Annotated in this window: 16 protein-coding genes; 5 read left to right on the top strand and 11 right to left on the bottom strand. The window is 73.0% G+C overall.

The features are described from left to right. Positions 1-60 precede the first annotated feature (60 nt). From ACH4OW_RS04580 to fmt, 3 genes are all read right to left on the bottom strand, one after another. Positions 61-642, bottom strand: a complete 582-nt coding sequence (locus ACH4OW_RS04580; RefSeq protein WP_398024899.1) for a hypothetical protein — start codon at positions 640-642, stop codon at positions 61-63. 10 nt (positions 643-652) lie between these two features. Further along, positions 653-2083, bottom strand: a complete 1431-nt coding sequence (locus ACH4OW_RS04575) for a transcription antitermination factor NusB (RefSeq protein WP_360135851.1) — start codon at positions 2081-2083, stop codon at positions 653-655. A 115-nt stretch (positions 2084-2198) separates the two neighbouring features. Further along, positions 2199-3131, bottom strand: a complete 933-nt coding sequence (gene fmt / locus ACH4OW_RS04570) for a methionyl-tRNA formyltransferase (protein ID WP_398024896.1) — start codon at positions 3129-3131, stop codon at positions 2199-2201. A gap of 246 nt (positions 3132-3377) precedes the next feature. Between fmt and ACH4OW_RS04565 the strand changes: the two genes are divergently transcribed. Then, complete coding sequence (locus tag ACH4OW_RS04565; RefSeq protein ID WP_398024894.1) at positions 3378-3920, top strand: hypothetical protein; 543 nt, start codon at positions 3378-3380, stop codon at positions 3918-3920. 101 nt (positions 3921-4021) lie between these two features. Here ACH4OW_RS04565 and ACH4OW_RS04560 read toward each other — a convergent pair whose 3' ends face one another. After that, a complete protein-coding gene (locus ACH4OW_RS04560; protein WP_398024893.1) occupies positions 4022-6145 on the bottom strand; it encodes a primosomal protein N' in 2124 nt (707 codons plus the stop codon). Positions 6146-6347: 202 nt separating this feature from the next. Between ACH4OW_RS04560 and ACH4OW_RS04555 the strand changes: the two genes are divergently transcribed. The 4 genes from ACH4OW_RS04555 (at position 6348) to ACH4OW_RS04540 (ending at position 11646) form a co-directional block, all read left to right on the top strand. Beyond that, positions 6348-7637, top strand: a complete 1290-nt coding sequence (locus ACH4OW_RS04555) for a helix-turn-helix domain-containing protein (protein WP_398024891.1) — start codon at positions 6348-6350, stop codon at positions 7635-7637. A gap of 76 nt (positions 7638-7713) precedes the next feature. Continuing rightward, positions 7714-8490, top strand: coding sequence for a toll/interleukin-1 receptor domain-containing protein (locus tag ACH4OW_RS04550; RefSeq protein ID WP_398024889.1), 777 nt, complete (start codon positions 7714-7716; stop codon positions 8488-8490). Next, a complete protein-coding gene (locus ACH4OW_RS04545; protein ID WP_398024887.1) occupies positions 8487-10445 on the top strand; it encodes an ABC transporter substrate-binding protein in 1959 nt (652 codons plus the stop codon). The genes ACH4OW_RS04550 and ACH4OW_RS04545 overlap by 4 nt, the downstream gene beginning before the upstream one ends. Positions 10446-10464: 19 nt before the next feature. Then, positions 10465-11646 carry a hypothetical protein gene (locus tag ACH4OW_RS04540; RefSeq protein ID WP_398024885.1) on the top strand — a complete coding sequence of 394 codons (1182 nt, stop codon included), beginning with the start codon at positions 10465-10467 and terminating at the stop codon, positions 11644-11646. 111 nt (positions 11647-11757) lie between these two features. Here ACH4OW_RS04540 and metK read toward each other — a convergent pair whose 3' ends face one another. The 7 genes from metK to ACH4OW_RS04505 all read right to left on the bottom strand — a co-directional run bounded on the left by metK (position 11758) and on the right by ACH4OW_RS04505 (position 18039). Then, positions 11758-12966, bottom strand: a complete 1209-nt coding sequence (gene metK / locus ACH4OW_RS04535; RefSeq protein WP_360135835.1) for a methionine adenosyltransferase — start codon at positions 12964-12966, stop codon at positions 11758-11760. A 230-nt stretch (positions 12967-13196) separates the two neighbouring features. After that, complete coding sequence (gene coaBC / locus ACH4OW_RS04530; RefSeq protein ID WP_398024883.1) at positions 13197-14450, bottom strand: bifunctional phosphopantothenoylcysteine decarboxylase/phosphopantothenate--cysteine ligase CoaBC; 1254 nt, start codon at positions 14448-14450, stop codon at positions 13197-13199. A gap of 163 nt (positions 14451-14613) precedes the next feature. Further along, entirely contained in the window at positions 14614-14886 is a 273-nt protein-coding gene (gene rpoZ / locus ACH4OW_RS04525; protein WP_003982715.1) for a DNA-directed RNA polymerase subunit omega, read from the bottom strand. A gap of 38 nt (positions 14887-14924) precedes the next feature. Continuing rightward, positions 14925-15518, bottom strand: a complete 594-nt coding sequence (gene gmk, locus ACH4OW_RS04520; RefSeq protein WP_398024880.1) for a guanylate kinase — start codon at positions 15516-15518, stop codon at positions 14925-14927. A gap of 38 nt (positions 15519-15556) precedes the next feature. After that, positions 15557-15880 carry an integration host factor gene (locus tag ACH4OW_RS04515; RefSeq protein ID WP_030999380.1) on the bottom strand — a complete coding sequence of 108 codons (324 nt, stop codon included), beginning with the start codon at positions 15878-15880 and terminating at the stop codon, positions 15557-15559. Positions 15881-16072: 192 nt separating this feature from the next. Further along, the gene (pyrF, locus tag ACH4OW_RS04510) at positions 16073-16930 is read right to left on the bottom strand and encodes an orotidine-5'-phosphate decarboxylase (RefSeq protein ID WP_398024878.1); all 858 of its coding nucleotides are present in this window, start codon (positions 16928-16930) and stop codon (positions 16073-16075) included. Continuing rightward, complete coding sequence (locus ACH4OW_RS04505; protein ID WP_398024876.1) at positions 16927-18039, bottom strand: quinone-dependent dihydroorotate dehydrogenase; 1113 nt, start codon at positions 18037-18039, stop codon at positions 16927-16929. The genes pyrF and ACH4OW_RS04505 overlap by 4 nt, the downstream gene beginning before the upstream one ends. Positions 18040-18082 lie beyond the last annotated feature (43 nt).

Here is an 18082-nt window from a genome sequence, read left to right as displayed (position 1 = left end):
TGTCCTGCCCGGCCCCGCACGCCGAAGCGGGTGGGGCGGGGCGCGGGTCAGGGGCGGGGGTCAGGGCCGGGGGCGGGGCGGGGCCGCGCCACCGGCCAGCCGCCGGGCCGCGGCCACGAGGGCGTCCCGCTGCTCCCGGCTCGCGGGAACGTCACCGCGGCCCTCGTCCCACAGTTCCCCCAGGACGTCCCCGAAGGGCGCGAACACTTCCGGGCGCGGACCCTCCAGCTCGCACGCCGCCCGGTCCAGGATCAGCCGGGCACCGTCCACCGCGTCCAGGTTCCCGCGCACGATCCGGCCGGCCCACCACCGGGCCATCGTCCAGCGGGCCGCCGCGACGCTCTCCGGAGTCAGCGGGACCAGTCCCAGTTCCTCCAGCACGCTGTCGAACAGCTCGTCCACCGCGTCGAGTTCGTTGCGCCCGAGGCCGGCCAGGCGCCCGAGGGAAGGGGAGTCGACGCCCGCGAGCAGGGCGTCCAGCACCGCCCTGACGCACTCGGCCCTGGTCCCGTACCACCCGGCGAACCCGTCTTCCCCGAAGCTCCGGTCGGCCGCCAGGCACCGGAGCGCCCCGAGGGCGACGTCCGCCGTCACCGGCGGCCCGCCGCCCGGCGCTCCCGCACCCGGCGGAGCCGCCACCACGCCCCGCTCCCTACGCCGTGCGCCGCAGCAGCGCCAGGTACATCGCGTCCGTGCCGTGCAGGTGCGGCCACAGCTGTACGTCCGGGCCGTCGCCGAGTGCGGGGACGCCCTCCATCAGAGGCCGGGCGTCGATCCACTCCGCCGTCACGTCAGCGCCGGCCCGGCCCTTGAGGACGTCGTCCACGACGGCGCGCGTCTCGGCCGGGTGCGGCGAGCAGGTCGCGTAGCCGACGACGCCGCCGACGCGTACCGACAGCAGCGCCTGGCGCAGCAGCTCCCGCTGGAGCGGCGCGAAGCCGTCCAGGTCCTCCGGGCGGCGGCGCCAGCGCGCTTCGGGGCGGCGGCGCAGCGCGCCCAGCCCGGTGCACGGCACGTCCATCAGCACGCGGTCGAAGGAGCCGGGCCGCCAGGGCGGGCGGGTGCCGTCGGCGGCGATGACCTCGTACGGGCCCGGGTTGCCCGCCAGCGACCGTGCCACCAGACGCGCGCGGTGCGGCTGCTTCTCGGAGGCGAGCAGCCGGGCCCCGCGCTGCGCCGCGAGCGCGCCCAGCAGCGCGGCCTTGCCGCCCGGACCGGCGCAGCCGTCCAGCCAGGTGCGGTCGGTGCCCTCGACGGGGGCGTTGGCCAGGGCGATCGCGACGAGCTGGCTGCCCTCGTCCTGCACACCGGCGCGGCCCTCGCGCACCGCGTCCAGGGCGCCGGGCTCGCCGCCCTCGGCGAGCCGTACCGCGTACGGGGACCAGCGGCCCGGCAGGGCGCTCTCCTCCCCCACGGCCTCGATCAGTTCGCCGGTGGTGGACCGTCCCGGCCGGGCCACGAGCGTCACCTCGGGCCGCTCGTTGTCGGCCTCCAGCAGGTCCTCTATGCCGGCGCGCCCGCCGCCGAGCGCGTCCCAGAGCGAGGAGACGATCCACCGCGGGTGCGCGTGCACGATGCCGAGGTGCTCCTCGGGGTCGTCGTCGTACTCCGGCGCGACCCGCTCCAGCCACCCGTCCAGGTCGTCCGCGGCGACCTTGCGCAGCACCGCGTTGACGAACTTGGCGCGCCCGTCACCCAGGACCACACGGGCCAGCTCCACGCTCGCGCTCACGGCGGCGTGCGTCGGGATGCGGGTGCCGAGCAGCTGGTGCGCGCCGAGCGTCAGCACGTCCAGCACCGGCGGGTCGACCTCCCGCAGCGGCCGGTCCACGCACCGCGCGATGATCGCGTCGTACGTGCCCTGCCGCCGCAGCGTGCCGTACACCAGCTCGGTGGCCAGCGCCGCGTCCCGCCCGTCGAAGTCGCCGTTCTCCCGCGCCTTGCGCAGCAGCGGCGGCAGCACCAGGTTCGCGTACGCGTCCCGTTCGTCGACGGCCCGCAGCGCCTCGAAGGCGAGTATCCGCACCGGGTCCTTCTGGGGGCGGCGGTAGGGCTTGCTGGGACGACGCGACTGACCACTCACGAGAAATGTGCTCCGCAGTACGAGATGGGATTCGCCCCCAAGCGTACGTGGGAGGGCGGCGGCGCGGCGGGCCGGGCCGGGACGGCAGTGCCGCCCCGGCGCCCGCCGCCCGTCCTCAGTCCCCCAGCCGCTCCCCGTCGGCGATCCGCACGCCGCGCGCCCAGTCCGCGCCGCGCATCGGCTTCTTGCCCTGCGGCTGCACCCACAGCAGTTCCACCGCGTGGCTGCCCGTGCCCGCGTACACCGCCTTCTTGGTGACGGCGAGTTCGCCGGGGGCCAGGTCCGTACGGTCCCGGACCAGCCCGACCGTCATCAGCTTCAGCCGCTCGCCCCGGAAGAGGGTCCAGGCGCCGGGCGCGGGCGCGCACCCGCGCACGACCCGGTCCACGCGCAGCGCGGGCGCGGCCCAGTCCACCTTGGCGTCCTCGACCTCGATCTTCGGCGCGAGGGTGACGCCCTCGGCCGGCTGCGGCACCGGCTGCAGGGTGCCGTCCTCGATGCCGTCCATCGTGGCGGCCAGCAGTCCCGCGCCGGCGAGGGCCAGCCGGGTCAGCAGGTCGCCGCTGGTGTCGGCCGGCCGTACCTCCTCCGTGACCACCCCGAACACGGGCCCGGAGTCCAGCCCCTGTTCGATGAGGAACGTGGAGGCGCCGGTCACCTCGTCGCCGGCCAGCACCGCGTGCTGCACGGGGGCCGCGCCGCGCCACGCGGGCAGCAGCGAGAAGTGCAGGTTGACCCAGCCGCGCGCGGGGATCTCCAGGGCCGCCTTCGGCAGCAGCGCGCCGTAGGCCACCACCGGGCAGCAGTCCGGCGCGATCTCCCGCAGCCGGGCGAGGAAGTCCTCGTCGCGCGGCTTGGCGGGCTTGAGCACCTCGATGCCGGCCTCCTCGGCCCGCTCGGCGACCGGGCTGGCGACCAGCCTGCGGCCGCGCCCGGCGGGGGCGTCCGGCCGGGTGACGACCGCGACGACCTCGTGCCGGTCCGAGGCGATCAGGGCATCCAGGGCGGGTACGGCGACCTCGGGGGTGCCGGCGAAGACGAGCCTCATGGGTGGCGTACTACCTCTCACACGCTGCGGAACGGCGCACCAGTCTATGGGCCACACCTTCGGGGGGCGTGCGAACAGACGCGCGCCCCGCGTTGAAGCCCGTACGCCCCCATACCGTGACCAGAGCCGCTGCTGTCGCGTTGGTCAAGCAGCATTGACCGACCCGGGCCGCCCTCGCGGCCCGCTCGTTTTCACCTGCTTGTCACGTTCCTATGCACATCCAACGCCGGTTCGAGAGGCTTGTTCATGGCCGACCACGCAACCCACGACGCCCAGGCGCGCGCCAGCCTGCACCTACTGGTACGGGACATCGAGCGGGTCCGCCGACAGGTGGACGCCCTGCGTACCCTGACCGCTCAGCTCGGCAACGTCTACCGGCCGCGGCGCACCGGCCCGTCGGCCGGCTTCGTCGTCTACGGGCGCGCCCCCGCACCGACCGTCCGTCTCGCCCAGGAGCTGCGCGACAGCGTCGAGACCCTCGTGACGGCCGCGGTGGACTTCGACCGTTCGCTGGGCTTCTCCTGGGACGCGGTGGGTTCCGCCCTGGGCGTCACCAAGCAGGCCGTGCACCGCCGCTACGGCGCCCGCCGCACCGCCGCCCAGCCCGGCGCCGACACCGGCGAGGCGGTCCGTACGCCGGAGCCGTCCGCCGCCCGGAGCATGGCCGTGCCCCCCGGCCTGCCGAGCGCGCCGGCCGTCCCCGCCGCGCGTAGCCTCCCGGGCCAGTCCACCGTCCCCTCCAGGGAAGAGGCCCGCCCCGGCGCCTTCCCCGGCCCCCGCAACGGCTGACCGGCAGCCGGCCGACGGCCGGCCACGACCGACCGCACGCCGCATACCGCCCCGGCCCTTCCCCGGGGCGGCAGGCCGGCGCCACTACCGCGGCATCCCCCTCACCCCAGGTCGGGCGGGTCGATCCGCACCCGGACTGCGTCCCCCTCCCGCTTCACCAACCGCGCCGCCTGAGCCGTCCTGAGGGCAGCCGCCAGCTCCGCGCCCTGGCCGGGCCGTACCCGTACCAGCGCCCTGTCCCACGCCTCGCCGGGCGGCGGATCCCCCGGGCGGCGCGGCCGCCCGGCATCGGGCACCGGCACCTGTACGGGACCCAGCACCTGCGCCCCCTCCGGAAGCGCGGCCGCCGCCAGCAGCTCCGCGACATCCTCCGGACGGCCGGTCACCGACGCCATCCGGGACACCGGCGGGAAGCCCAGCTCGGCCCGCTCCGCAAGCTCCCGCACCGCGTGCCCGACCGGGTCCCAGCGCACCAGCGCCTGCACCGGGCGCAGCGTCGCCTCCGCGATGACCGCGACCGTGCCGCCCTCGGCGTGGCCCCGCACCAACGACGCGGCCTCCAACCAGCGCCGCAACGCCTCCTCCCCGGCCCGCAGGTCGGGGCGGCTCAGCAGCGCCCAGCCGTCCAGCAGCAACGCGGCGGCGTAACCGCCCTCGGCGACCGGCTCCGCCCCCGGCGTACTCACCACCAGGGACGGAACTCCGGGCACCGTGTCCAGCACATGATCACGCCCCGACGTACGCACCGGCACGGCCGGAAACGCCCGCCCCAACTCCTCCGCCGTCCGCCGCGCCCCCACGATCTGCGCCCGCAGCCGCACGCCCCCGCACTCCCCGCAGCGCCAGTCGCCCTCCTCGCGCCCGCACCAGCCGCATCGCAGCTCACCCGCGTCCCGCGCCTCCAAGGGCCCCGCGCACGCCCGGCACCGCGCGGGCTCCCGGCACCGCTCACACGCCAGCCGCGGCACATACCCCCGCCGGGGCACCTGCACCAGCACCGGCCCGTGCTTGAGCCCCTCGCGCACCACCTGCCACGCCAGCGTCGGCAGCCGCGCCGCCCGCGCGGCCGCGTCCCGCGCCTCGTCGGCGTCACCGACCGTACGCACCAGGGGCGCCGCGGCCCGCACCTGCTCCCGCTCGGCCGTCAGCGGGCGCGCCCAGCCCGTCTCCACCAGCTGCGCCGCCTCGACCGTGCAGCTCAGCCCGCCCAGCAGAAAACCGGCCTGCTCGTTCACCGCCCGCTGCAACAGCACTTCCCGCGCATGCGGCTGCGGCGCGTGCGGATCACTGTGACTACCGTCCCCGTCATCCCAGATAGCCACCAGCCCCAGATCCCTCACCGGCGCGAACATCGCCGCCCGCGTCCCGATCACCGCCCGCACCGCGCCCCGGCTGACCGCCAGCCACCGCCGGTAACGCTCCTCGGGCCCGGCGTCGGCACTCAGCACCACATGCCGCCCCTCACCGACGAGCTCCCGCAGCGCCGCGTCCACCCGCGCCGCAGCCCGCCCGTCCGGCAGCACGGCCAAGGCCCCGCGCCCGGACGCCAGCGCGGCAGCCACCGCCCGCGCCAGCTCCTGCGGCCAGTACGGCCCCGGCAGCGCCGTCCACACGGCCCGCGGCGCGTCCCCCCGCCCCAACGCCTCCAAGAACCCCGGCCCCGCCGGATACCGCCCCCAACTCCCCGGTTCCGGCATCGCGTTGGGCGGCAGCGGAGCCCCGCTCCCCTGCCCCTCCACCTTCGCCCGCCGCGGCGGCACCGCCAGCTGCACCACGTCCGCCAGCGTCCCCGCATACCGGTCGGCAACGGCCCGGCACAGCCCCAGCAACTCCGGCGACAACACCGGCTCGGGCGACAACACCTGCGCGATCGGCGCGAGCACCCCCCGGAACTCGCTCTCCGCCACCCGCTCCACCACGAACCCGTTGACCAGCTTCCCCCCTTCCCGCCGGCCCCCCTTCTCCCCGGCCCCGAACCGCACCCGCACCCGCACCCCGGGCTGCGCCTCCGCGTCCATCGCGGCCGGCACCGCGTAGTCGAAATACCGGTCGAGATGCACCAGCCCCTTGTCCACCAGCACCCGCGCCACTGGCAGCCGCTCCGCCAGCTCGGCCCCCCGCCACGTCCGCGGCTTCGCCCGCGCCGCCTTCGTCCCCCGCACCGCCTCCCGAATCAACGCAAGCTGCTCCGGCCCCGCACCCTGCCCCTCGTCTTCCCTGCTCACAGCACCAGTCTTAGCAGACCGGACTGACAGACCCGCCGCCACCGATGCTGCCCCCTGCCGTCTCGACAGCCGCCACCGCATCCGATTCGCTCCCAGGTGGAAACGGGAAACGGTCCCGTTCGCCTTGTTCCTCCGCGCCGCCTGCCGCACGCTGACACGCAACGCCCGCCGGCTGCCCGGACGAACAGTTACGGAGGATGCAGTGCTTCCGCAGCAGCCCTGTGCGTTCGGACAAGAACTCCACAGACGCCGCCTGGCAGCGAACCTCTCGCTCGACCGGTTGGGCCGACGGGTCCACTACAGCAAAGGGCAGCTGAGCAAGGTGGAACGGGGACTCAAGCCCCCGACCCCGCAGCTCGCCCGGCTCTGCGACGAAGAACTTGGTGCACGAGGGGCACTGGCCGGCCTGGTGCCGGCGCCCGCACCGGTAAAGGGCATTCCGCCGACGAGTCACGAAGGTGAGGTGTGGTTGATGCACTTGGACAAGGACGGATCCGGATCGTTCCAGCCGGTGGGCCGCCGGCGCGTAATCAGCGCCGGAGCGGCCTCGGTCCTGGGGATCGGGGTGGGCGGCATGAACGTCACCACCGGTACCGGGGCCACGACGCTGGTCGACGCTTCACGGGCGCTGTTCGGCCAGTACCGGCGGCTCGGACAGGTGTCGGGTCCCGGCGCGTTATTACCGCAGCTGATCTCCCAGACCCACAGCCTGCAACAACTGGCCGCCCGCAGCGGCACCCGCACCCGTCAGGCACTTCTGGTACTCGCGTCCCGGTTCGCCGAGTACACGGGCTGGATGGCCCAGGAATCGGGGAACGACGACGCCGCACTGTGGTGGACCGACCGCGCCGTGGAACTCGCGGAGGCGGGCAACGACGACAGCCTGGCCGCGTACGCACTGGCCCGCCGTTCGCTCATCAGCCTCTTCCGAGGAGACACGGACGGCGCCGTCGACCTGGCCACCCACGCGCTCGACAGCCACGCCCCGCCACGGATCAAGGGCCTGGCCGCACAGAAACTGGCCCAGTGCCAAGCCGTCAAGGGCGACTACGACGCCTGCATGCGCAGCCTCGACCGGTCCCGGAACCTCCTCGCACTCGAACGCCGCGACCCGCACGAACCCGTCATCGGCGCCTCCCACCTGCCCGACGTGGTGGCGATGTTCACCGGCTGGTGCCTCTACGAACTGGGCCGGCCGCGGCAGGCCGCGGAAATCCTCGGCAGGGAGACCGCGCGGCTGCCCGGTCACGCACTGCGCACCCGCTCCCGCTACGAACTCCGGCGCGCCCTCGCGCACGCCGCCGCTGGCGAGATCGAACTCGCCTGTGACGTGACCCGAGACCTGCTCCCCACCATCAGCCTCGTCCAGTCCGCGACGATCACCGCCGACCTGCGACGGCTGGCCCGCACCTTGGGGCGCCACCCCCGCAACGCGTCCGTACGGGAACTCAGCCCGGAGCTCTCCACGACGCTGGCCTCGGCCCCCCGGTAGGAACCGCCCGCCGCCCCGCGGCCGGCCACACGTCATCCCGGCTCATCCACCTGCAACTCAGGAAGGTCACTCAGCCATGCCCGAAATCTTCATCAACTACCGCACCGGCGACGGCAAGGACACCGCACAACGGCTCAAGGAGGCGCTGTCCGCCCGCTTCGGGAAGGACAGCACCTTCCTCGCCGGGGCATCGATCCCTCTCGGCGCGCGCTACGAACGTGACATCGTCAACGCCGTCCGGCGAAGCTGCGTCCTCCTCGCTCTCATAGGCGAACGCTGGCTGGACGCCCCCGACCGGCAACGTCCGGACCGGCGGGCGCTGGACAACGAGGACGACTGGGTACGCCGTGAGATCGAGGAGGCGCTCACCTGCGGGGTCCTGGTCGTGCCGCTGCTGCTGGGCCGGCGTGTGGAACAACTCGACCCGAAGTCGCTGCCGTCCTCTCTCGCCGAGCTCGCCGAGTGCCAGTACGAGCGGCTGTGGCTGCGGGACGGCGGTGAAAGGGAGATCGCGCGGCTCGGTGACCGGCTCGTCGCGCAGGTACCCGAGCTGGCGCCGCTGGACACGGCAGCGCCGTCCACGGAACGCGCTCGCCAAGAAGCGCCCCACGAGCCCGTCCCGTCGGTGCGCAACGAGGGGCAGCGTGGCGGCATCGGAAACCTGCGCGGCACCGTCGGCACCTTCGTCAACGAGTCCAACGCGCCGATGCACACGGGGTCCGGCGACCAGGTCGGGGCCGGCGGAACAAAGATCAACGGCGATGGGACGACGCAGGTTTCCGGCGACTACGCCCACGTGCCGATCAGCCACCAATTCGGTTCGTCTCCCCGCCGCCGGGACGGCGAGCGATGACCGAGCGCGTCGCAGGCCATTTCGGCTCCTACGTCCACCAGGCACACGCCCCGCTGAGCACCGGGGAAGGCCCCCAGTACAACTTCTACGTTCACGAAGCCGTTTCACGCCTGGCCACAAGGGTGCGGACGTCCCTCGCCATCGCGGAGGACGACCGCCGCTGGCTCTACCAACGATTCGTCTACCCGTCTGGTTTCCGCCGGGCGCGGAGCCTGTTGCACGACCACGGCACCGTCCTGATCGCCGGGCAGCCCGGCAGCGGCCGGCGGGCCGCCGCGCTGATACTGCTGCACGAACTCTCCGAGGGCGCGGGCAACTTCCACGAGCTTCCCGACACCCAGGACGACACCACGGACCGGGCTCTCGACACCGCGCTGATCGGCGAGCACGACCGGATGCTGCTGGATCTGTCGAACAGCGACGCCGAGCGTTACAACGCCGTACAGGCCGAGCTCTCCGACTTCCGGTCCGTGGTCGCGACCCGCTCGGCACGGCTCGTCGTCGTCCTGCCCCAACAATTCGACCACCTGCAACGCCAGGACCTGCACTGGCTCACGGCCGAGATCGAACGCCCGGATGGCGGCAGGCTGCTGATGCGGTACCTCCGCCGGGACGGCATCCGCCCGGACCCCGCCGACCTCGCCACCCCGCAGCTGACCCAGTACACGGCAGACGCCACGATGGAGGACCTCGCCAAACTCGCCGGCCAGATCCGCCGCGCCCGGGACGCGGACGGCGCGGCCGGCGATTTCCGCCGCTGGTGCGACCGGGCGATGGCCGAGCGGGCCGACAGCCGCAAGCCCCGGGTGGCCGACTTCATGGCGCAGCTCACCGGCCGCCAACGCGCCCTCGCCCTCTCCCTGGCGATGTTCCACGGGCGTGACCCCGCCGTCGTGCTGCGGGCTGCCAACGCCCTGCAGGACATCCTCGGCCATCCCGGTGACGACCGCCCCCGCCTCGACCACACCGACCTCGCGGCCGAGTTCAAGGCCGTCGAAGCCGGTACGGGCAAGGACGGCGGTGTCCGGTTCCGCGTCCTGGGGTACGACGCGGCGATCCGCGCCCATTTCTGGACGTACTTCTCGGACCTTCGCCGGCAGTTCCGTGACTGGGTGCGGGACTGTGTCACCTGGCACGATCTGCCCCAGGAGACCCGGAAGGAGCTGATCGGCTGGTTCGCGGAACAGTGTCTGGCCAGTGGGCGCCCCCAGGATCTGTGGTGGCTGGCCGAGCAGTGGGCCGGGCGCCACGCCGGACGGCTGCTCGCCGACATCTCCCAAGCGCTGACGGAGGGCCTGAATCACGACGGCTTCGGCCGCGCGTTCCGCCAGCGGATCTACGAGTGGTCTCTCGTGGCGGGCCTGCCCAGGGATCTGCGCCAAGCGCTCGTCGTGGTCTGTTCCCGGGTCATGGCCGTGCGGCACCCGGACCAGGCGTTGGTACGGCTGCATCACCTGGCGCGGGCGTCCGGCTCCGGCGACGACCAGGCGTTCGAAGCGCTGCTCGGCCTCGCGCGCAAGGGCGGCCGGCTCTTCCGGATGCTGCTGGGCCGGCTGCAACCGGAACGGTGGCCGACCGACGCGGCGCTCCTGCTGGCCATGGCGGCGGTGGCGGTCCGCACCCGCGGTCTGTTCCGCAGTGCGGCGGTCCGGGAGCGGTTGGCCGCCGGCTGGGCCGCCGTGCTGCGTCATCGCCCGTACGAGGAGTGGCGCGAGCCTCTGGCGGACTGGCTGACGGCGGCGCTGGCCACCGGGCCGCACCTGGAGTCACTGCTCGATGTCGTGGTGGACGCCGCCGCCCGGGCTCCTGGCGTCCTCGCCCGCCTGCACACCGTCGCCCGCGACTGGGTTCCGGCCGTGCCCGCCGAGGTGGCGGAGCGCCGGGCGCTGTTCGCGGCGCTCGAGTGCCGGATCGACGCCGCGCACGGTATCGAGCCGCCCGTTCCCAGCCTGTGACCCGCTTCCGGAGATCGTCATGAGTTCTGGCCACAAGACCGCCACGGTCTTCCTCACCGTCATCTGCGCTCTGCTCCTGGTCATCGCCGGGCTGAGCCTGCAGTGGCCCGTCTGGGCCTGGCCCGCGTCGGCGGCCGTCCTGGTCGCCGGCTCGGCCGCGGCCTTCTGGTCCGGTTCCCGGCGCCGGCCCTCCGGGCCGTGGGAGTATCCCGCTCACCCGGATCTCCCGGTCCCGCCCGTCGAGCGCTGGGAGAGGACCGTGGCGGGGGTGGCGCTTCCCAGTTCCGTGCCGGACTACGACTTCCTGTTCTCCGCCACGATCCGCTGGCGTCCGCTCGGCGCCGCGGTGGACGCCCCTCGGGTGAACGCGGGCGGGCTGGCGGTCGACGCCGTCCTGGCCCGGGCGCGGGCCGTCACCGCGCGGCAGAATCCGCACCACAGCACGTTGGCCCAGCACCAGCTGGACGGGGCACTGGGCACCATGGAGCCCGATGTGACGGACCGGGTCGAGGCGATGGCCGAGAACGTCACGCTCCAGCTGTCCGACGCGGACCGGGAACGTCTCACCAAGCTCTCGACGGTCCGCAAGGACGAGGACGTCTGGGAGCACGAACGCAACTACGAACGCAGCAAGCGCACGTATCTGGGCAACGAGGTACTGAAGGACACCGGCAGTGCCGTGGTCTGGTGGATGGCCAAGCACGACGACCGGATCGAGAAGACCGTGGACCTCATAGGTCCGTTGGCGCAGCTGTCCTCTGCCGCCAACAACCAGGAGGTGCCGGAGCTGTTCCGGCACCTGGTCGCACGCCCCGGCGCGCCCGGAGAGCCGGTGAACGGAGAGTCGGTGAACGGCGCCACCGCACCGCACGGCGCGTACTTCTCGTCGTTCGCCGCCCCGGACGGGCAGCCGTTCCGGGACGGTGACGGTGAGCGGGAACCGGAGGAGCCGGATGTCCCCACGGCGCTGGGGTCGTTCATGGATGACGCCGGGCTGGCCGGTGACGCGTACGTACGGGCTCTGTTCGCCCGCCGGATCGCGGACTGCCTGGCCGCCGAGGGGTGCGAGGAAGCGGCGTCGGCCATCCGCCGGCGGTTCGACTCCCCCGGGTCCGCCGAAGACGAATCCGCCGGAGACTCCGACGAGGAGGCGCCGGGCGAAGCAGGCGGAGCTGGTTACGGGACGTCTGAGGAGGGGTGACGCTCCCGGAGCGGAGGTGAGGTGGACGCGCTCGCGCGTCGTGCACGCAAAAGCCCCGGCCCCGGCCCGCCGAAGCGGACCGGGGCCGGGGCCTTCAAGCACAACGCAGGACTACAGCCCCACAACCTTCCGCAGTGCCTCCACGCGGTCCGTGCGCTCCCAGGTGAAGTCGTCCAGCTCGCGGCCGAAGTGGCCGTAGGCGGCGGTCTGGGAGTAGATGGGGCGCAGGAGGTCGAGGTCGCGGATGATGGCGGCCGGGCGGAGGTCGAAGACCTCGGCGATGGCGGTTTCGATCTTGTCGACGTCGACCGTGGCGGTGCCGAAGGTCTCGACGAACAGGCCCACCGGCTCGGCCTTGCCGATGGCGTAGGCGACCTGGACCTCGCAGCGGGCGGCCAGCCCGGCCGCTACGACGTTCTTGGCGACCCAGCGCATGGCGTAGGCGGCGGAGCGGTCGACCTTGGACGGGTCCTTGCCGGAGAAGGCGCCGCCGCCGTGGCGGGCCATGCCGCCGTAGGTGTCGATGATGATCTTGCGGCCGGTCAGGCCGGCGTCGCCCATCGGGCCGCCGATCTCGAAGCGGCCGGTGGGGTTGACCAGCAGGCGGTAGCCGTCGGTGTCCAGCTTGATGCCGTCCTCGACGAGCTGGTTGAGGACGTGCTCGACGACGAACTCGCGGATGTCGGGGGCGAGGAGCGAGTCGAGGTCGATGTCCGAGGCGTGCTGGGAGGAGACGACGACCGTGTCGAGGCGGACGGCCTTGTGGCCGTCGTACTCGATGGTGACCTGGGTCTTGCCGTCGGGGCGCAGGTAGGGGATGGTCCCGTTCTTGCGGACCTCGGACAGGCGCTTGGACAGGCGGTGCGCGAGGTTGATCGGGAGCGGCATCAGCTCCGGGGTCTCGTCGCAGGCGTAGCCGAACATCAGGCCCTGGTCGCCGGCGCCCTGCTTGTCCAGCTCGTCCTCGTCGCCCTCGACGCGCTTCTCGTAAGCGGTGTCGACACCCTGGGCGATGTCCGGGGACTGCGCGCCGATGGAGACGGAGACGCCGCAGGAGGCGCCGTCGAAGCCCTTCTTGGACGAGTCGTAGCCGATCTCCAGGACCTTGTTGCGCACGAGGTTGGGGATGTCGGCGTACGCCTTCGTCGTCACCTCGCCGGCCACGTGGACCAGGCCGGTGGTGATCAACGTCTCGACGGCGACCCGGGAGGTCGGGTCCTCCTTGAGGAGGGCGTCGAGGATGGTGTCGCTGATCTGGTCAGCGATCTTGTCGGGGTGACCCTCGGTCACGGACTCCGAGGTGAACAGACGGCGGGACACATCGCTCCCTGGGGTTGCAGCGGCTGCTGGCTGATCATGGTCGGAAAGGCCGAGAGCTGCGCTCGGCGCGATCCGGGGCCAGTTTATCGGTCATGAGAGGCGTTCGGGCACGCAGTCTCGATTTATGGACCCCTCGTGACCTGGGACACCTCGCCGGAGAGGGGAACGCCCCGGTCCGCTGCGGGCCCGGGCGGGGCGTCCTGATCAGGGGGAGAGAGGGGCGGACGGGGTCAGGGGGCGGGGTGGGGAGCCGCCAGGCGGGGCGCCACCAGGTCCCACACCGTGTCCGAAAGACCTTCCTTCGGTCCGTACGGTACGGGGGTCTCGGCGCCGTCGGCGGCCAGGATCACCGCTTCGTTCTCGGCCGCCCCGAAAGCCTTGTGATCGCCCACTTCGTTGACCACGAGCAGGTCGCAGCCCTTGCGGGCCAGCTTGGCGCGGCCGTTAGCGAGGACGTCGTCGGTTTCGGCGGCGAAACCGACGATCACCTGGCCGGGCCGGGGGCGGTTGGCCGAGATTTCCGCCAGGATGTCCGGGTTGCGGACCAGGGCCACCGGCTCGGGCTCCTGGCCGTCCTTCTTCTTGATCTTCCCGGTGGCGTACACGGCGGGGCGGAAATCGGCCACGGCGGCCGCCATGACCACCGCGTCGGCGTCCGCCGCCGCCCGCACCACGGCCTCGCGCAGCTGGCGGGCCGTACCGATGTGGACCACGTCCACCCCGGCCGGGTCGGGCAGCTCGCTGTTGCCGGCGACGAGCGTGACGCGGGCGCCGCGGGCCACCGCGGTGCGGGCGAGCGCGTACCCCTGCTTGCCGGAGGAGCGGTTGCCCAGGAAGCGGACCGGGTCCAGGGGCTCGCGGGTGCCGCCGGCGCTGATCACGACGTGCCGCCCGGCCAGGTCCCGGGCGAGCCCCTGCGGGCCGCGGGCCAGTACGCGGCGGCACGTCTCGAAGATCTCGGCGGGGTCGGGGAAGCGGCCCTTTCCGGTGTCCACGCCGGTCAGGCGGCCGACGGCGGGCTCGATGACCACGGCGCCGCGGCGGCGCAGGGTGGCGACGTTCTCCTGGGTGGCCGGGTGCTCCCACATCTCGGTGTGCATCGCCGGGGCGAGGACCACGGGACAGCGCGCGGTGAGGAGGGTGTTGGTGAGCAGGTCGTCCGCCAGGCCGTGGGCGGCCTTGGCCAGCATGTCGGCCGTACAGGGGGCCACCACGACCAGGTCGGCGGTCTGGCCGATGCGGACGTGCGGGACCTCATGGACCGATTCCCACACCTCGGTGGAGGCCGGGTTGCCGGAGAGCGCCGCCCAGGTGGCCTCGCCGACGAAGTGCAGGGACGCCGCGGTCGGCACGACCCGGACGTCGTGCCCCGACTCGGTGAGCCGCCGCAGCAGCTCGCACGCCTTGTAGGCGGCGATGCCGCCGCTGACGCCGAGGACGACCCTGGGCCGCCCGGCGGGCTCCGACTGTGCCGGCTTGTCCATCGCGTTCTCTCCCCACGCCGTGGGTTCCGTCCCGTGCGGGTGCGGACCCGGTTGGTTGCCTACCCCATGACACACCAAGGGCCCGGCAGCGGCGCTGCCGGGCCCTTGGTGAAGGCGCCGTGGCGGGGTCCTCGGGACTCCGTACCACTCGACGCCGTACTGCTTACTGAGCCGGGCCCTCGACGGCCTCGGAGGTCAGCAGGCCCGCGTTGATCTCGCGAAGCGCGATGGAGAGGGGCTTCTCGTGGACGTGGGTGTCGACCAGCGGGCCGACGTACTCCAGCAGGCCCTCGCCGAGCTGCGAGTAGTACGCGTTGATCTGGCGCGCGCGCTTGGCGGCGTAGATCACGAGGCTGTACTTCGAGTCGGTGGCCTCGAGAAGCTCATCAATCGGCGGGTTGATGATGCCCTCGGGCGCGGTGATGGAAGAGGACACTCTCTGCCTTCCGAAGGGGGTGAAAACCGGTGTAAAGATCAAAGAACCTTCATCAAGGCTAGCAGCTCACGGCTGACCGCCTCGACGGAGGTGTTGACCAGGGTCACGTCGAACTCGGTCTCGGCGGCCAGCTCGACCTTGGCGGCCGCCAGACGGCGCTCGATGACCTCGGGCGCCTCGGTGCCCCGGCCGGTGAGCCGGCGCACCAGCTCTTCCCAGCTCGGCGGAGCCAGGAAGACCAGCTGGGCGTCCTTCATGGACTCGCGGACCTGCCGGGCGCCCTGGAGGTCGATCTCCAGGAGGACCGGCTCGCCCGCCTCCAGGCGGTCCTGGACCGCCCTGCGCGGGGTGCCGTAGCGGTTGCCCGCGAACTCGGCCCACTCCAGCAGTTCGCCGTTGGCGACGAGCTTGTCGAATTCCTCGTCGTCCACGAAGAAGTACTGGACGCCGTGCCGCTCCCCGGGGCGCGGCTTGCGCGTGGTGGCCGACACCGAGAGCCAGACCTCGGGGTGGACCTTGCGCATATGGGCGACGACCGTGCTCTTGCCGACCCCCGAGGGGCCGGAGAGCACGGTCAGCCGCGGACGGGCGTCCGGGGATACGGGGGACGTGCCCCGGGGTGTTACAGCCATGTGGCGATTATTCCAGTTCCCCGGCGGTGCCAGAAAACTCAGCCGGCCTTGCTGCCGAACTCTCGCTCCAGGGCGGCGATCTGGTTGGTGCCGAGACCGCGCACCCGGCGGCTCTCGGAGATCCCCAGCCGCTCCATGATCTGCTTGGCGCGGACCTTGCCCACGCCGGGCATGGACTCCAGGAGAGCGGAGACCTTCATCTTGCCGATGACGTCGTTCTCCTGGCCCTGCTTGATGACGTCGTGAAGGGAAGCGCCGGAGTTTTTGAGCCGATTCTTGACCTCGGCGCGCTCCCGGCGAGCCGCGGCGGCCTTTTCGAGCGCGGCTGCGCGCTGTTCAGGGGTAAGGGGCGGAAGAGCCACGCCTACGTCACCTCGGATGTAGAACTGTCGGATACGGACCGGTGTGGAACCTAGTCGCCCCGCATCTGCGGAGCAACGAGCAACGCGCTTACGTGCACTGCTCTCGTCGGAGACTAGCGGCCAAGGCGCTCGGAGTCAGCGAGAACAGACGAAAAGTCCTGGTCAGACTCTGCTGACCGGGACATAACGGGACTAAAGTCCCTGCCGTTCGACCGCTGTCCGCACCTCTTCGGCACTTTGCAGGGCCGCCTCGCGAAGTGCGGCGACGTCCGGACCGTGCCGCAGCACCCCCCGGCTGACGCTCGGCACGACGTTGCGGACCGCGTCCCCGAAGACCGCGGGGAGGTCCGCCGGGGTCGCTCCCTGGGCACCGATACCGGGCGCGAGCAGCGGCCCGCCGACGGCCAGGTCGTACGCGGACAGGTCGCCGAGCGTCGCGCCGACGACGGCCCCGTACGAGCCCAGCTCACCGCGGGCGGCGGCCTCGGCGTTCGCTGCCTTCAGGTGGCCGAGCACGGTCGCGGCGACGGTACGGCCGTCGGCCCGTACCGCGTGCTGGACCTCCTGCCCTTCCGGGTTCGAGGTCAGCGCGAGGGCGAACAGGCCGCAGCCGTTCTCCCCGGCCAGGTCGACGGCCGGGGCGAGCGACCCGAAGCCCAGGTACGGGCTGACCGTGACCGCGTCCGAGAACAGCGGCGAGGCCGGGTCCAGGTAGGTGGCGGCGTAGGCGGCCATGGTGGAACCGATGTCGCCGCGCTTGGCGTCCATCAGGACCAGGGCACCGGCCTGCCGGGCCGCCGCGACGGTCTCCTCCAGGACGGCGATGCCGCGCGAGCCGAACCGCTCGAAGAAGGCGGACTGCGGCTTGAGGACGGCGACGCGGTCGGCCAGCGCCTCGACGACGGTGCGCGAGAAGGCCGCCAGGCCCTGTACGTCGTCGCTCAGGCCCCAGTCGGCCAGCAGCGAGGCGTGCGGGTCGATGCCGACGCAGAGCGGGCCGCGCTCGTCCATGGCGGCCCGCAGGCGGGCGCCGAAGGGTACGGGGCTCACGAAGAGGTCACCTTCCTGTGCTCGGCGCCGACGGCGTCGGCGAGGGTGGCGTACGGGCTGTTGCGCAGGCGGGCGGCGAGGCCCTTGTGGATGGCGCGGGCGTAGAACGGGCCCTCGTAGATGAAGGCGCTGTAGCCCTGTACGAGGGTGGCGCCGGCGAGGATGCGCTGCCAGGCGTCCTCGGCGGTCTCGACGCCGCCGACACCGATCAGGGTGACGCGGTCGCCGACGCGGGCGTACAGGCGGCGCAGCACCTCCAGGGAGCGCGCCTTGACGGGGGCGCCGGACAGGCCGCCGGTCTCCCGGACCAGGGCCGGTTCTGAGGCCAGGCCGAGGCTCTCGCGGGCGATGGTGGTGTTGGTGGCGATGATGCCGTCCAGGCCCAGCTCCACGGCGAGGTCGGCGACCGCGTCCACGTCCTCGTCGGCCAGGTCCGGAGCGATCTTGACCAGCAGCGGGACGCGCCGCCCGGTGACGGTGCGGTCGGCCGCCTCGCGGACCGCGCTGAGCAGCGGGCGCAGGTGGTCGACGGCCTGGAGGTTGCGCAGGCCCGGGGTGTTCGGCGAGGAGACGTTGACGACCAGGTAGTCGGCGTGTCCGGCGAGGCGCTCCGTGGAGGTCACGTAGTCGGCGATCGCCTCGTCCTCGGGGACGACCTTGGTCTTGCCGATGTTGACGCCCAGCGTCGTGCGGAAGACCGGGTTGCGGGCCGCCAGACGGGCCGCCACGGCTGCCGAACCGTCGTTGTTGAAGCCCATCCGGTTGATGAGCGCGCGGTCCGGCACGAGGCGGAACAGGCGCTTCTTGGGGTTGCCCGGCTGCGGCTCGGCGGTGACCGTGCCGATCTCGACGTGGTCGAAGCCGAGCATGGCCATGCCGTCGATCGCGACGGCGTTCTTGTCGAAGCCGGCGGCCAGCCCGAAGGGGCCGTGCATCCGGCGGCCCAGGGCCTCGGTGCGCAGCTCCTTGTAGCGGGGGGCCAGGACGGCCGCGGCGAAGGTGCGCAGCACCGGGACGCGCGCGGCCAGCCGGATCCAGCGGAAGGCCAGGTGGTGGGCCTTCTCGGGGTCCATGCGGCGGAAGATCAGGTTGAAGAAGAGGGAGTACACGGGCGGGCGGGCCTTCCGCAGTTCGAAGGGGCGGGGGTCGGGG

Source organism: Streptomyces sp. NPDC017056, assembly GCF_044332485.1.
Classification (GTDB): domain Bacteria; phylum Actinomycetota; class Actinomycetes; order Streptomycetales; family Streptomycetaceae; genus Streptomyces.
The sequence above is the reverse complement of the archived record's forward strand: the minus strand, read 5'-3'. Positions and strand labels throughout refer to the sequence as shown.